This is a genomic window from Streptomyces termitum (assembly GCF_014650175.1).
Taxonomy (GTDB): Bacteria; Actinomycetota; Actinomycetes; order Streptomycetales; family Streptomycetaceae; genus Streptomyces; species Streptomyces termitum.
Map to the genome: position 1 here is coordinate 25261 of NZ_BMUL01000022.1, position 15071 is coordinate 40331.

Annotated in this window: 12 protein-coding genes; 1 reads left to right on the forward strand and 11 read right to left on the reverse strand. The window is 74.9% G+C overall.

Annotated elements, in window-relative coordinates; all coding sequences use genetic code 11:
* Positions 1 to 64: 64 nt before the first annotated feature.
* From IE219_RS28815 to IE219_RS28840, 6 genes are all read right to left on the reverse strand, one after another.
* A complete protein-coding gene (locus IE219_RS28815) occupies positions 65 to 1807 on the reverse strand; it encodes a nitroreductase family protein (protein ID WP_189982795.1) in 1743 nt (580 codons plus the stop codon).
* A 58-nt stretch (positions 1808 to 1865) separates the two neighbouring features.
* A complete protein-coding gene (locus tag IE219_RS28820; RefSeq protein WP_189982797.1) occupies positions 1866 to 3956 on the reverse strand; it encodes a TOMM precursor leader peptide-binding protein in 2091 nt (696 codons plus the stop codon).
* 100 nt (positions 3957 to 4056) lie between these two features.
* Complete coding sequence (locus tag IE219_RS28825; RefSeq protein WP_189982799.1) at positions 4057 to 4215, reverse strand: hypothetical protein; 159 nt, start codon at positions 4213 to 4215, stop codon at positions 4057 to 4059.
* Positions 4216 to 4314: 99 nt separating this feature from the next.
* Positions 4315 to 6549 (reverse strand): hypothetical protein, encoded by a 2235-nt coding sequence (locus IE219_RS28830; RefSeq protein ID WP_189982801.1) that lies wholly within the window; start codon positions 6547 to 6549, stop codon positions 4315 to 4317.
* Positions 6550 to 6950: 401 nt separating this feature from the next.
* Positions 6951 to 10301: a S41 family peptidase gene (locus IE219_RS28835; RefSeq protein WP_229850144.1), complete on the reverse strand. Its 3351-nt coding sequence runs from the start codon at positions 10299 to 10301 to the stop codon at positions 6951 to 6953.
* A gap of 218 nt (positions 10302 to 10519) precedes the next feature.
* Complete coding sequence (locus tag IE219_RS28840; RefSeq protein WP_189982803.1) at positions 10520 to 10810, reverse strand: hypothetical protein; 291 nt, start codon at positions 10808 to 10810, stop codon at positions 10520 to 10522.
* Positions 10811 to 10988: 178 nt separating this feature from the next.
* Between IE219_RS28840 and IE219_RS28845 the strand changes: the two genes are divergently transcribed.
* Positions 10989 to 11555 (forward strand): DUF4291 domain-containing protein, encoded by a 567-nt coding sequence (locus IE219_RS28845; RefSeq protein WP_189982805.1) that lies wholly within the window; start codon positions 10989 to 10991, stop codon positions 11553 to 11555.
* Positions 11556 to 11592: 37 nt separating this feature from the next.
* Here the strand turns inward: IE219_RS28845 and IE219_RS28850 are convergent, their stop codons facing one another.
* The 5 genes from IE219_RS28850 to IE219_RS28870 all read right to left on the reverse strand — a co-directional run bounded on the left by IE219_RS28850 (position 11593) and on the right by IE219_RS28870 (position 14855).
* Positions 11593 to 12225 carry a hypothetical protein gene (locus IE219_RS28850; RefSeq protein WP_189982807.1) on the reverse strand — a complete coding sequence of 211 codons (633 nt, stop codon included), beginning with the start codon at positions 12223 to 12225 and terminating at the stop codon, positions 11593 to 11595.
* Between the two features lie 120 nt (positions 12226 to 12345).
* The gene (locus IE219_RS28855) at positions 12346 to 13305 is read right to left on the reverse strand and encodes an MvdC/MvdD family ATP grasp protein (protein WP_189982809.1); all 960 of its coding nucleotides are present in this window, start codon (positions 13303 to 13305) and stop codon (positions 12346 to 12348) included.
* Positions 13302 to 14204 (reverse strand): hypothetical protein, encoded by a 903-nt coding sequence (locus IE219_RS28860; RefSeq protein WP_189982810.1) that lies wholly within the window; start codon positions 14202 to 14204, stop codon positions 13302 to 13304. The genes IE219_RS28855 and IE219_RS28860 overlap by 4 nt, the downstream gene beginning before the upstream one ends.
* Positions 14205 to 14214: 10 nt before the next feature.
* Positions 14215 to 14541 carry a hypothetical protein gene (locus IE219_RS28865; protein ID WP_189982812.1) on the reverse strand — a complete coding sequence of 109 codons (327 nt, stop codon included), beginning with the start codon at positions 14539 to 14541 and terminating at the stop codon, positions 14215 to 14217.
* Entirely contained in the window at positions 14541 to 14855 is a 315-nt protein-coding gene (locus tag IE219_RS28870) for a pentapeptide repeat-containing protein (RefSeq protein ID WP_189982814.1), read from the reverse strand. The genes IE219_RS28865 and IE219_RS28870 overlap by 1 nt, the downstream gene beginning before the upstream one ends.
* Positions 14856 to 15071 lie beyond the last annotated feature (216 nt).

A 15071-nucleotide genomic window follows, 5' to 3' on the forward strand; every position in this document is an offset into this window, starting at 1 on the left:
GCGCCCCGGGTCGAGAGCCGCGCCGTCGGAGCCCGTGCGGCGGTGCCGGACGGATGACGGGGCTTCAGGTCCGTCCGGGGATGAGGCGGTCGTCCAGCCCCGCCGCCCCGGGCATGCGCCGGCCCAGGAACAGGCACAGGGTCGTCCGCAGCCCCGAGTCGGAATCGGAATTGGGGTCGGGGTCGGGGGCGGGGGTTTCTGACATCGTCAGGTCGACGGCCCTGGGGTCCAGGCCCAGGAGCAGTCCGCAGCCGAGTCCGGTGGCCTCGGCCGCGAGGTGCAGGTACTGCGCGGCGGCACCGGCCTCGGCGTGGGCCGCGCGGTAGGCGTTCGGGCCGAGCGCGGCGAGCGTCGGGCCGGGCCGCCAGGTGAACGCGATGACCGCTCCGGCGTGGGCCACCGCGTAGTTCCGCATGGCGTAGTCGCGCTCGCCCAGCCGGGACGCCGTCTCCACCGGGACCAGGGCGTGGCGCGCGGCCTCGTACCGGTAGCTGCCGGGGGCGATCCCCTCGACCCGCTGGGCGAGTACGCGCATCCCGGTCAGCGGCCGTGCGCCGGTCGCCGCGGCGGCGCAGCGCAGGGCGACGGCCAGTTCGGCGGTGGTCAGGGGCGCACGGGGGTCGAGCCGGCCGACGGTGGAGCGGCGGCGGGAGAGGAGTTCCCCGAGGGCGACGGCCGGGATCTCCACGTCGGGCAGGGGAAGGGCTCCCGACGCGAGCGGGGTGAGCGGGGTGAGCGGGGTGAGCGAGGCGGGCGAGGCGGGCGTCGGGTCCGGTTCCCGCCCGAGTCGCTCTCCCTCGCCCGCCCCGCCCGCCGGGCCCGCCGTCGCGCGGCGCAGTGCCGTCAGCGTGGGGAAGTGCGTGACCTTCGTGGACCTCTCCCGTGCTCTCGGGCGTGCGGGGCCGGGTGCGGTCACCGCCGGGGGGACGGTTCCCGTCCGTGGCCGGCGGTGCTCGGCCGGGTGCCAGGTCAGGGGGATCACGGCGTACGCGGACTCCTGGTCTGGGTCGAGTCCCAGGGCGGCGTTCAGGGCCGCCTCGTCGAACCGCAGCCGGGGGCGGAAGGGCAGGCCCGCCGCGTGGTGGCACAGGCCGAGGGAGCCGAGGAGGGCGCCGACGTCGTGGGTGGCGACGTGGTAGGCGAAGCCGCCGTACTTGAAGCCGGTCTTCCAGGGGCGCAGGGTGCAGATGAGGTGGCCGCCGGAGGGAGGCGGTCCGGGGTCGGCCGCCGCTGCCGCCAGGGCCGTACGGACCATAGGGGTGGGGTCGCCGGTGGCGAGGCGTTCCAGGGTGTGCCGGCCGCTCGCGTAGTGCAGCAGTCCCGGCGGTACGGGCAGGCCGGGGGCGGCCGCCCAGTACAGCTCCCAGGGGTAGTTGGCCCCGCCGGAGGGCGTGCCCCGGCCCCAGGCGGCGCCGTGCAGGCGGGCCCGTACGGCCGCGTCGCCGTTCCAGTCGATCTGCCAGCGCCGCGCCAGGGTTCCGGCGGTCAGCTGGAGCATTCCGGCGAAGTCGCGGAACGTGAGTCCGGAGGACTCCCCCGGGCCCGTCGCCCGCGCGCGTGCCACCGCGTCGGCGAGGGTGCCGCCGGCGGGTGACGCCGTGGCGGTCGGGAGGACGGTCTCCGGGGCGCCGGGGTGCACGGTGTGCGGGGCCGGCCGGTCGGACCAGTCGGGGGTGAAGTCCTCGCCCGCGATGGGCTCGCGGGGGCGTTCCCGTACCGCTTCGATGTAGTCCAGCACGGTGGTGACGTCGTGTCCGGTCCGGTCGTCGTCCGTGGCCGGGGTGTGGTCGCGCGTGTCGTCGGTCATGGTCCCTCGTCCTTCGTCCCTCGTGCTCTCTGACGTTCTCTCGCGCTCGCCGTCCGGGTCACAGGAACGGATGGGGGTGCCGGTGGATCTCGTCCTCGCCGAGCGGCGCGGACCGCTTGCCGGCCCGCCAGGCCGCCGTCCGCAGGCGTTCGGAGCGGAGCACGCGCTGGTAGCTCCAGCCGAAGTCGATGGGCACCAGGCCGGGGGCGATCACGGAGGCGGTGCGCACCCCGGCCGACCGCTGCTCGGGGCAGGTCTGGTCGACCACGACCACGTCGCGGGCGACGGTGCGGACCAGGTCGGTGTAGTGCAGCAACTGGTCGCGCAGGTCGGTGTGCCGGGGCGGGGACCAGTCCGCGAACGTCTCGCGGAGCGGGCGCGGCGTGGTCGGAGGGCCGGGGAAGGGGGACCGCTCCGCCATCTCGGGGAGGCCGTACAGCGCGCCGTGGTGGTCCAGTTCGGTGACGGCGGAGTAGTCGTCGACGAGGGGGCGGAGCTCGTCCGCGTCGCGTTCCACCCGCTGGGCGAAGCCCGGCAGGTAGCTGGCCACTTCGCGTACGGCGGCCAGCGCGGCGTCCTCCGGGTCGGGGGCGACCCCGGCCGACATGCACAGGTTGCCCGGCCCCGGGACGTTCAGCCGGGCCACGCACAGCACGATCGGGACGGGGAGGTCAAGGCGCAGGTCGAACAGCCGGACCTGGTAGCCGAGGGCGCGCATGCGGTCCATGGCGGTGGCCGTCTGGGGCTCGGCGCAGCTCTCCGGGTCGATCTCGGGCAGGGTGGCGGCCGAGTGCCAGGCGACCATGAAGGCGTCCCGCTCGATGAGTTCGAACAGGCCGTGCAGGGCCGCCTCCTCCAGGCAGCCGCCGGTGGCGCAGCCGCTCGACGAGCCCAGGAGGAACTGCTCGCCCAGGGGGTGCGGTCCGTAGTAGGCGAGCTGGGCGGGGACGAGGAGCGGGCCGCCCCGGGCGAAGGAGTGCCCCCAGACCCAGCCGAGTTCCCGGTCCGGGGCGAACGGGGCGAAGGTGCGGCCGTGGTCCTCCTCGTAGAAGGCGGCGTCGGGGAGGACGGTGTCGCGCGGGTCGAGCGCGGGGCGCGCGGCTGCCGGATCGGCCGCGTCGTCCAGGTCCGCGAAGGCCGCGCGCAGGGCGGGGCGGCGGCCGCGCGGGCGCTGCCCGGCGTACCGTTCGAGCCCTTCGAGGAGGCCGAGGACCCGGCTCTCGCGGTAGCTCGCGGCGTGGCCGCCCCAGGTGACCTCGTACAGCGTGGTGCGCTCCGACGTCCTGCCGCCGAGCCGGAGCCGACCGGTCACCGGGGCGTTGACGCCGGCGAGGAGCCGGTTGGCGCGGCCGGTGCCCATCGCGCCGCAGAGTTCGTTGTCCAGCGCGTCGAGGGGGAGTTCGACGGCGTGCCAGGGGCGGAGCCGGGTGAGGCCGGGGCGCGGGAGGGGGCGCGAGCGGGGGAAGTCGCGTGCCGAGGGCGGTTCGTCGTCGCGCGGGCGGGCGCAGTGGGCGCAGGCCGGGTCGGCGAGGAGGGGGAAGCGGGTGGTCCTGCCGGTCGAGAGGTCGATCTCCAGGACGTCGGCGACGCCGGGGGTGTACGCGGTGCGGTGCCGCCGTTCGGTCGCCAGCCGGCGCACCGCGAGCGCGAGCACGGGCACCTGCCAGTCGACCGGTACGCAGGTGCCGGGTCCGGGGCCGGCGGTGTGATGGGCGCGGCCGGCCTCCAGCGCCTGGCGCTCGCGGGCGGGCCGGAGCCTGGTCCACCGGTGGCGCAGGCACGCCCCGCACGGCCCGCTCCCGCCGGTCGTGGCGGTCGTGGCGTGGGCGGGGCCGACGAGGGCCGTGTCGCCGTAGAGGTGCACGGGGATCGTGAGGTCTTCCTCACTGAACTCGCCGGACTTGCCGGACTTGCCGGACTTGCTGAACTCACTGGGCTCACTGGGCTCACTGGGCTCACGGGACTCGTCCGGTGTGCCGGGTGGGTCGAGGGCGAGGCCGAGCGTCCTGACCCGGACGGTGGGGCCGGGCGGTGCGTCGTGGTGGGAGAGGTGGGCGCGCAGCGCTCGGACCAGCGCTTCGTGCCGCTCGCCGAGGGGGGCTCCGGACGCGGACGGGGCGTGGGGCGCGGTGTCGTCGATGTCAGTCACTGGTTCTCCGTCAGGGCGCCGTGGTGACCGGCCCCCGCTGGGGCCGGTCACCACGGGTCACGCCGTTGCCAGGGTCACGGCCGGAGGCCGGGGCTCAGGGTCAGGCTTCCTCGCCGACCGGGGTGCCGCTGGTGGAGCAGCAGCCGACGTTGCTGCTGCACGTGGCGGCGAGCATGGTCGGGTCGTTCTCCTTCTGCACCGGCTCCAGCGAGAAGGTCTCGATGGTGAGGTCGGCGAACTCGTTGTTCTTGGTGAACATGGCGGTCTCCATTCGTGAGGTGGGGCGGTGACCGAGCGGGATCGCCCGGGTCCTCCCCCGCGCGGGACGGCACGGGGGACGTCTGAGGGTCCGGCCGGACTAGGGCCTGTCGGTGAGGAGCACGCGGCCGGTGAGGACGACCGGCTCTCCGGCCGGTGTGGTGGGCAGCCCGGCGGGGACGAGTTCCAGGAAGAGGACGTCCCGGTCCGGACCCGCGAGGCGCAGGAGGTCGGTGAGGTCTGCGGGGCCGGTGGAGCCCGGGGAGTCAGCAGGGCCGTCGTGGCTGGTGAGGTCGGTGGGGCTGGTGGGGTCGGCGGGGCCGGAAGCCTCGGTGCCGTGCAGGGGCGCGCCGTCCGCCGTTCCGCCGGGTGCGCGGCCGTCGTCGTCCGGGGGGACGGGGACGAGGTCCGCGCGGTCCACCGGCGGGGTGTCCGGTACGGGCCAGTCGGGCGGGCACAGGACGTGGTGGGGACCGCCGGGCCCGTGGGCGGCTTCGGGCGCCGCCGCCAGGCCGGACAGTTCGCGCAGCGCGGTGGCGAGCGCGGCCCGCGCGGTGGGTCCGGCCGCCGCCACCTGGTGCCCCGCGCCGTCGGCCGTGGGGACGTGACGGGCCAGGACCACCGCGACGCCGTCGGGCCGCGCGGGCGGGGCGGGCAGTTCCTGGAGGGTGAGCGTGCCGGTGCGCAGCAGTGCCAGGGCGAGCGGGGTGTGGCGGGCGTCCAGTTCCACCGGGCCGGGGGCCCCGGGGACGACGTGCCCGTGCAGCCAGTCGTGCAGCCGCTCCTCCAGCAGGGTGGCGGTGAGGCCCGCGGCGACGACTTCCCGGAACGTGGCGCCCGCGCCGACGCCGCCTTCTGCGAGGGCGTGTTCCACGGGCACCCAGACTGGCGCGTCGTCGCGCAGCCGCAGGGCGGGGGTCCACTCCCGCTCCGTACCGTCGGCCCCGCCGCCCGCTGTCAGCGCGCCCTCGGCCCGCAGCTCCCCGGCCGTGGCCCGTCGTACGGGGAGGGGCGCGGAGTCGTGGGACGCGGCGTGCCGCAGCGCGCGCTCGACGGCGACGGCGCGGGCCTCGTGCGAGGTGCCGGTGCTGAAGCCGTACGCCTGCGGGCCGGAGCTTCCTCCCGTGCGCACCAGGCCGGCCCGTACGGGTGCCTGGGGCAGGTCGTCGTCGGCGAACTCGCGCAGGATTCCCGTGGTCCTGCCGAACACCGAGAGGTAGCGCGTCAAGCGGTCCTCGGGCGAATCAGGAAGGTCGCATTCCGCTGCCTTGAGTTCTTTTTCCCTCCGGGGCGCGGGCTGTCCGCACACCTCGCAGTCGTGGCGCCGGGGAAGGGGTTCGCGCCAGCTTTCCAGTGTTTCGGAGTGCTGGATGACGACCGCTCCGGAAAGGTCGGATTCCATTTCCCCCGAGAGGTGTTTGAAGAGTTCGGTGGCGAGTTCGCTTCCCACCGCCGCGGCGAGCAGCTGAGTGAGCCGGTCCGTGGAGCCCTTCCGGTGGCGCGGGCGCCGCGCGGTGGCCGACTCGTCCCGCAGGACGAGAGCGGCCAGCGCTTCCGTGCCGTGCTCGGCCAGCTGGAGGCGCAGACAGTTCCGGCAGGCGGAGGTGATGGTGACGTACGGGGCGGGGGCGGCGTGCGGGGCGGGGGCTACGAGCGGGTCGGGGGCTACGAGCGGTCCCTTGACGATGAGGTCGCCGTAGGAGCGGGCCGCGAGGAGGACGGCGCCGACGCGGCGGGCGAGGGCGGCGAGCGGGTCCAGGAGCGCGCCGGGCAGTCCGTCGGGCGGTACGACGAGGGCGGTCGGCCGCCACGCGGCGAGCGCCTCCCGCCAGCCGTCGTCCCGGATGCCCGGGAGCGCCTCCACCCGGGCGGATTCCGCCACCGGCAGGGCGTCCGGCCGCGCGCCGAGGAGGGCGAGGTGTCCCACGCCGTTGCGCAGCAGGGTCCGCGCGGCGGCCGTCGCCCCGGATTCCCCGGCTTCCGCGCCCAGGACGGCGACCCTGGCGTCGCGCACCCGGCGGAGGGCCGCGTGCGGGGTGCGGCAGTGGTGCGCGAGGTAGGCGAGCTGCTCGGCGAAGGTCTCCCGTTCGGCGGCGTCCAGCAGGTCGCCGGGCTCCTCGGCGAGCGCCCGTACGAACCGCTGGTCCACGAGGTGGCGCACCAGCCCGTCGAGGACGGCGGCGCGCTCCGGCGCCAGCCCTTCGCCCACCTCCCGCAGGGTGGTCCCCGCGGCGAGGACCGGGGCGAGCCGGCTCAGCCAGCCGTACGCGGACGCGCCCTTGAGGTAGAAGTCCCCCGCGCCACTGCGCAGGAAAACCCCGTCATCGGATTCCACGAAAACCGAATCCTGCCGCAGGAAAATGCGGGTGTCCGGCCCCAATTCCGCCTGGCCGATTTCCGCGGTCATGCAACCCCCTCCGTGCCCTCGAACCTTCTGACGAGGAGATTAGCAAATTACCGCTCAGTAAATTCCTGGGACGTTCACCAAAGGATCAAGGGAGTTTCCGGCCGTCATATTGGACGATCGCACAGGGGCTTTTCGGGGTCTCCTGAGTTACGACCGGCAAGGCCGTCGGGTTGTTTTCACGGATTCGCGCACGAACGATTCGCCGAGCGTCCGGTGACACCGGAAACACCCGTACCGCACCCGGAAAAACCGCGCGCGAAATCACCGCCGCAGGAAAAGCGGAAACCCGCCGGCCGGGGTTTCGGGAACCCCGGTCGACGGGAGGCGCGTCAGGCGCCCGGCAGCTCCGGCGGCCGGGTCGCGGGGGTGCGCGCGCACGCCGCCAGCGCCACGTCGATCGCCGCGTCCAGCTGCGGATCGTCGCCCGCCGCCCGCTGGTGCGGCGCGACGGTCACCTCCACGTCCGGTGCGACGCCCGCGTTCTCCAGGTCCCACCCTCCGTGCGCGAACCAGAACGCGCCGCGCGGATGGACCAGGCGGGTGCCGTCGACCAGACCGTGGCCGACCTCCATGGCGCGCACGCCGCCCCACGTCCGTACGCCCACCACGGGGCCCAGCCCTCGGGCGCGCACCGCGGCCACGACGTTGTCGCCGTCCGAACCGGACAGTTCGTCGGCGAGGAACACCAGCGGACCCAGGGCCGCCAGGGGCGGATAGGACTGGGGCGGGTTGCCGCGCCTGAGCTGCCAGCCCACCGGCCGGCGGGTGAGGCGTTCGAGCACCAGCGCCGACAGGTGCCCGCCGGCGTTCTCCCGGAAGTCCACCAGCAGACCGTCGCGGCCCGCTTCGGCGCGCAGATCGCGGTGGAGCTGCGCCCAGCCGCTCGCGACCATGTCCGGTACGTGCACGTAGCCGAGCCGTCCGCCGGTCCGCGCGCGGACCCGGGCCCGGCGGGTGCGGACGAGGTCGTGGTAGCGCAGCGCGGCCTCCGAGGCCAGCGGCACGACCGTCACCCGGCGGACCGGGCCGCCCGACGCCGGACGCACCGTCAGTTCGACGGGCCGGTCCGCGGTTCCGCGCAGCAGGGGGGCGGGGCCGGCCGACGGGTCCACCGGGCGGCCGTCGACGGCCAGCAGGACGTCCCCGGGGCCCAGCCCCGTGCCCGGAGCGGCCAGCGGCGACCGGGCCTGCGGCACGGAGCGCTCGCCCGGCACGATCCGCACGATCCGCCAACCACCGCCCGCGCCGGTGCCCGCGCCGTCGCCGTCGTCATCGCCGTTGCCGTCGCCGTCCGGGGCCAGGTCGGCGCCGAGCAGTCCCGGACGTTCCCGGTCCGGTTCGGCGGCGCGCGGCCAGACGTAGGTGTGGGACCAGCCCAGGTCACCGTGGGTCTCCCACAGCAGGTCCGTGAACTCCTCGGCGCAGCCGATCCGTTCGAGCAGCGGCCGGTACCGGGACCAGGGGCCGCCACCGGCCAGTTCCGGCAGTCCCGACCGCCAGACGTTGTCCCGCATCAGCCGCTCGTCCTCCGCGAACGCCTGGCGCCACTCGGCCACCGGGTCCACGGTGACCCGTATCCGTGCCGGATCGACGGGCCGCTCGCCAGAGCCGGGCGGACCGGCGACGGCACGCGCCGACAGCGCCTTCCCGTCCCGGACCAGGACCCGGCCGCCGTCGGCCGACGCCGCGTACCCGTCGGCGCCCTCGCGCAGGACGCTCAGGACCCCGGTCGCCAGGTCCCAGCGTTCGACGCGGGGACGGGGCGGAGCGGAGCGCGTACCGGCCCAGGCGTCCCCGAGGGTGCCCCGGGGCGGGGTGCGTACCCACAGCAGCGCCCCGCCGACGGCCCGCAGACCGCCGTACTCAGCGGCCGGCACCGGGAAGGCGACGACCCTCCCGGGCAACCCTTCGGCGTCCACCCGGGTCCGGGGCGGCGCCGGACGCGCGGCCCCTTCGGCCCCCTCCGCTCCCTCTGCCCCGCCGTCCCCGCCGTCCCCGCCGATGTCGGCCAGGAGTGACGGCGTGTCGGCCCGCAGGCTCAGCAGCTGTGGGCGTTTCGCGGCGAGGAACGCCAGGTCCAGGACGTGCGTCTGGTACTCGGGGTCGAACACCCCGTCCGAGACGAAGGCCAGGTGCGCGCCGTCCGGGGTGAAGGCGGGCGACTCGTCCCTGCACCGTCCTTCCGTCGCCTCGACGACCGCTCCCCCGCCCGCCGCGCGGGCCAGCCTGATCTGTCGCAGTCCCTCGGGGCCCGGGTGCGACCAGGCGAGCCACGCCGAGTCGGGCGAGAAGGCGAGCCCGGTGACCTCTTCGCGGGCGCTGCGGTCCAGTTCGGTGACAGCGCCGGAAGCCGTGTCGACCACCAGGACCCGCCCGTCGTGGGCGGCGACGGCCAGCGACGCGCCGTCCGGGGACGCGCACAGCTCCAGCACCCGGCCGAGACGGCCGGCCGCGAGGACCCGGGGCGCGGCCGGGGCCGCCGCGCGCGCCGCGCGGCCCGGCAGGACCTCCAGGGCGTCGGCGCCCTCGACGTCCGACACCCAGGCCACGCCGCCGGTGCGGCCCAGCGCCCGGGGAAGCCGGCAGCGCACTCCGGGACGCCGGGACAGGGCCACGGGCAGGGCGTCTCCTTCGGGCAGGACGTGTACGGTGCCGCGCACCTCCAGCAGCCAGTCGGCGTCGCCGGGTCCGCCCGAGAAGTCGCCCGCCTCCTCCGCCCCCGACACGGCGAACGGCGCCCGGCCGCCCCGCGGCTCCGGCAGGCGTACGTCGACCCGTTCCGCCTCGGCGTACGGGGAGGCGTCCGCGAGCAGCCACAGGTCGCCGCCGCTCTGGTAGACCACCCGGGTTCCGTCGGTGGCGGCGTTGCGCGCGGCGAAGCCGGGATGCGCGCCCTCAGGGGTGTGCGGGCGGGCGTCGGAGCCGTCCGGGAGGCTGGACCAGAGCCGGGCGCGTCCCCCGAGGTCGCTGAGGAACGCGATGCGGTCGCCCCGCCCTCCGGAACCGCCGAAGCCGTCGGGACCCCCGATGCCGCCGCTGCCGCCGGAGCCGTCAGGTCCCGCGAGCCACAGCGGGCACTCCAGGTCGGCCTCGCGCTCCCCGTGCCCCTCCGGCACCACACGGGCGAACGCGCCGTCACCGTCCGCCGCCGCCCGGGAGATCCACAGCCGCCCCACCGCGCCGCCCCGGTACCGCTTCCAGTACGCGGACTGCGGAAGCATCCCGACGCTCCGCAGCAGCACCTCGCCGCGCGGCCCGTACGCGAGGTCGCCGACCGGCCCGTACGGCAGCCGCTGCGCCGGACCTCCCTCCGGAGGGACGCTCCAGGCCCAGGTGGCGAGCGGTGAGTGCGTGTGCTGCGGGGTGAGGACGACCACCTCTCCCCCGAGGGTCCAGCCCGCGACCCGGGTGCGGGGGTGGCCGAAGTGGGTCAGCCTGCGCGGCGTGCCTCCGGCGAGCGGGACGGCGTACGCCTCGGGCGTGCCGTCGCGGGACGAGGTCCACGCGAGCAGCCGTCCGTCCGGCGAGACGCGGGGGTGGCTCACCCGGGCGCCGTCGGAGGTCAGTCTCCGGGCCCGGCCCCCGGTCACCGGGACGCCCCACACCTCGCGGTCGGCGGTGAACACCAGCAGGTCGCCGTGGAGGTGGGGGTGGGCGGCGTAGGGGCGGTCGGAAGACACAGGGCTCCTGGCGGGACGGGATTCCCGGAAAAGTAGCACCGTCAACTACCGTTCCCCCGCGGGGAGATCATCCAGGATTCCCGCCCGCGTCCCGGGCGATCGCACATCGGCGACCGGCTGCGCCAGGGGGCCGAGCTCCGGGAACTCCGGCCCGGTGAGCCCGGCGGTGTCCGTCCGGGACCGTACGCGTCACCACCGGCGGCCGTCGCCCCGGTCGCTCACAGGCCGGAGAGGTCCCCGGCCTTCTTCCGTACGGAGTCGATCGCGTCCCTCACCTTGCCGTGCCGCTCCGCGCGGGCCGCCCGGTCCGCCGGGACCAGCCGCGCGGCGGCCCGGACGGCGTACGCGTCCGGGTCGCCGAAGGCGGCCCGCGGGTGCTCGCCCGTCACCGCGCAGTGCCCGGCGACGTCCTTGACCGCCCGGAGCACGACCGTCCGGTCCACGCCGGGCTGCATGGCCAGCCTCACCTGGAAACGGGCCATCCACTTCTCGCGGTCCTGCTCCGTCATGCGCGCTCCCCGGTGGGTCGGTCGGTGCCGTGGACGTTCGTCCGTCCTGCCATGGTGACGGACGCCGTGGCACCGGAGCGGGTTCCGGTACGGTCCTCCGGTTCCGTGCGCCCCGGGCCGCCAGGGTACGGCGAAATCGGCTCGCGGCGCCGACGGGGCGGGTGGCAGGGTTCGGGACATGACGCCCCCGTACCAGATCCGTGCCGACTACGACGCCCGCACGATCGTGGTCTACCAGGCGTACCCGCCGGCCATCGCCGACGCGGCGCTGCGGGCGGGCCGTTTCGTCGCGCCGTTCTCGTTCCACCGGATGACGTGGATCAAGCCGTCGTTCACCTGGCTGATGCACCGCAGCAACTGGGCCCGCAAGCCGGGCCAGGAACGCGTCCTCGCGGTGCGGATCACCCGGGACGGCTGGGAGGAGGCCCTGTCCCGGGCCGTCCTGACGACAGCCGACCCGGCGGCGGTGGCCCGGGCGGCCGTGCACGTCCAGTGGGACCCGGAGCGTTCGCCGCGCGGGGCGGCGCTGAACCACTACAGCATCCAGGTCGGCATCGGCCGCCACCTGATCCGCGCGCTCGCCGACGACTGGACCGTCAGTCTCACCGACCTCACCCCCCAGGTCCGCAGGGCCGCGACCCTGATCCGGACCGGCAACGCCGCCAAGGCCCCGCGCCTGCTCCCCGCGGAACGCGTGTACCCGCTCCCCCGGGCCCTGGAGAATCTCGTTCCCGCGGGCGGATGACGACGGACCGCGGGGCCCGGCCCCGTACGAAGGGCAGCTACGCCCCGTCCTTGACCGGTGTGGTGCCCGCCCGCTCCGTCGGCTCGCGCCAGGCGGCGACGAGGTCGCCGAAACGCGGGAATCCGGTGCCCGGAACCGTCTCACCGTCGACCGTCTCGCCATTGAGCCAGCAGATGTCGAAGGTCTCGGTCTCGGTGTCGAGCAGGCAGCACACACCACCAGTGGCGGCAGTGAGGTCGGTGAACACCCTCCTGACGTTCGCGGACCGCTCGAACATCCGGCTCATGGCCGAGGTTGCCGCCGTGAACTGCAGCGACGCGAAGTCCGGATGCCACGCGGGGGAGAACCTGACGGTCAGGTAGATGTACCCGACCCTCACGCATCCCCGCTCGTCGATCCTACCGAGATCCTGGAGGAAGGACTCGCGCATCACGTCATCGGCATCGATGACGAGCGAGGTGTCCAGATCGAGTGTGCCACCTGCTGAACAATCGACCGGTTCGCTCTTGAAATGCGAGGTGAACGGTACGGTCACCTGCTCCCCACCCGGCAGGGTCACCGGAAGCGGCGGGGCGTCGCGGTCCTGAGGGGCGAGCTCGGCCAGCCGCCTCAGCGCCTTCGCGACGTTCCGAGGGGGCGTGAAGATCTCGTAGCTGTAGTCCAGTCCCATACCGCCCCGCCCCCTGCCCTGATCGAACCGGCATCCTCGCACGGTACGGACCGGCTGCCCAGTCGATTACGAGGCGGTCGGCCCGGCCGCGAGAGAGGGCACCCGTGCCCCGAAAGCCCCTCAAGCTCCAGCAGGTGGATCCGCGTGTACGGGCGTCCGCGTCCAGGCCGTGGTCTCCCGGGGTGCGGTGCCTCGCAGCAGGGCGAACAGGGCGCGGGAGACGCGGAGGTCCAGGCGGCGGTCGTAGCCGTCGTAGCCGGGCATCGGGTTGGCCTCCAGGACCGTGTAGGAGCCGTCGTCCCCCACCATGAAGTCGAAGCCGATGAAGGACAGGCCGCTCAGGGCCTGGTAGGCCAGGCAGTGTTCGGCGACGTCGTCGGGGAGGCGGGTCGGAGTGAAGGTCCTGCCGCCCTGGCAGTACTGGTAGTTGACGCCGTCGCAGTCGATCCGCTCGGAGACGTGCTCGGTGCCGGCCAGGTGGGTGCGGACGTCGGCGCCGGGCATCCGCTCCTGGAACAGGACCGGGCTGTGGGGCAGCAGCTCCAGCCGGGCGGTCTGCGCCGGGTCGAAGGCGGACGCCACCGTCTTCTCGCCGCTGGCGCCCTTGTAGACGGCCCGCGGCCGCGCCCGCAGGAAGGCGCGGGCCTCCTCCGCGTCGTTGGTGAGCAGCGACGCGGGCACCCGGAAGCCGCACCGGGCGAGCAGGCCGAGGTGGTACGTCTTGGCCCAGTTGCTCAGGTCGGTTCCCGGGCGGTTGACGACGAGCGCGTCGACGGTCGTGAGGATCTCGGTGAGCGCCCGGAGGCGCGCCGAGGCGGCGGCGCGGTCCGGCGGGTCGAAACCGCCGACGACGTCGAGGAGGCGCGCGTAGATCCCCGTGATCCGGGGGTCGGGCAGGTCCACCGTGAGCGTTCCGGCGGTCAGGCGTCCGCACCGGGCGCGGGAGTCCCACCGGTACGTGCCGGAGCGCAGGAACGCCACGAGGTCGAAGAAGAGGAAGGCGACGCCCTGGTGCCGCGCGCTGCGCACGGTGTGCACGATCGTGCGGTCGTGGGGCGATCCGACGATGAGGACGGTCATCGGGTCTCCCCCGTGCCCGCCCGCGGGCCGTGGCCGAGTTCGGCGCAGAGCTGTCCGTGGACCTCGTCGGCGATGTCCCGGTACCAGGAGAACGGCGGGACGGGCACGACGCGGCTCACCAGGGGCCATCGCCGCTCGTCGGCGACCAGGGCGGCGGCGAAGAAGCGGAGGCCCTGCCCGCGCAGGACGGCGGCGAGGTCGCGGACGAAGGCCCGGTACGGTGCGGCGGTCACGTCCACGCCGGGCTCGTTGAGGACGGTGAAGGACCGCCGTCCCACGCAGAGTTCGATGACGTAGGCGCTGGACGGCGCGAACAGGGCCCGCAGGTGCCCCGTACCCCCTTCGCCCTCCCCCGCGCCGGGGTCCGTGGCCCTCCGGACGATCCGGCGTTCGCGGGTCAGCAGGTCCTCCACGTGGAGTTCGGCCGCCGGGGACCGCCTCCAGTCGTCGAGCAGTTCCCCGCCGTCCGTCGTCCAGCGCTCCGGGAGCACCGAGGACGGGGCGATGCGGCGGCGCAGGTCGGCGGCGTCGGGCCAGGCCCGCGGGCCCGGCCGGTTGACGACGCGGGGCAGGAAGGCGCACAGGGACCACAGCGCGGCGCGGTACTCGTCGGCGGCGAAGCGGGCGTCCGGCCCGGACGGACCGGACCGACCGGACGGGTCCGGGGGCACGAGCGCCGACGGGTCGCGGACGAAGACCGCGACCTCGTCGCCGTCGAGCGTGCCGTGGCCGGGCGGGCGCAGGCGGACGCGCGTACGGCCGTCGGGGTCCACGCGCACCGCGAAGGGGAGCCGGCCGGGGTCGCGGCAGACCGCGTGGTCGATCGAGCGGCGGGTCAGGTAGCCGTCGAAGGAGTCCACCGCGGGATCGTCCGGGCCGGCCCCCAGGAGGAGGATCATCCGCGCCGGGTCACATGATCGGGCGGATGAGGTCCCGCACGGCCGGCAGGGTTCCGTTCACGACCCGGGACTGGGCGTCGCACGCTTCCTTGCCCGTGTCGGAGGTCTCCTTGCCGGTGCCCTCGCTCTGCTCCTTGCCGGTGCAGTCCTGCGACTTGTCCAGGCCGCCCGCGAAGAAGCGGCCCTCCACGCCGTCCCGTTTGTCGCCGACCTGTTCGCCGCGGGCCACGGCCGCGCGGATGGCGTCCTCGATGCCGACGGGTTCCACGTCGTGGGTGTCGGCGAGGTCCGGGCGCAGCTCGGGGTGGATGAAGATCATGGGTGTGGGCGCGGGCATCACTGGGCCCCTTCCCGCGGTGCGAGCAGGTCCCCGATCCGTACTCCGTCGATGATCAGGCCCTTGAGGTCGCAGTTCTCGATGACCACGTCGCGCAGCGAGCAGCCCACCAGGCGGGTGCCGTCGAGGACGGTGCCGGCGAACGTGGCGCGCCGGGCCTTGCCGTAGAGGAACTGGGAGTCGTCGAGGACGGACTCCGCGAACAGCGAGCCGAGGAACGCGCTCTGGTACCAGGTGCTCTGCCGGACGTCCGCGTTGGTGACGTACATGTTCGGCGTCAACCTCGCGCCGTCAACTACTTGGTCGGGCTCCATCTCGTCCTCCTTTGACGGAACCGCGTATTCACATTGTCGTCCCGGGTCAGAGGGCCGTCAAAAGGGGGCTCTCCGGCGTGGCGTGCTCCCCGCGTGAGCGAGACGACACGGGTTTCCGTACATCCATCGGGGCCGTTCGCGCATCTTGCCTGCGCGAGGGCCGTCCGGCCCTCGTCGGCAGCGAGACTCCCACCGAGGGCAGAACACTTTGATATC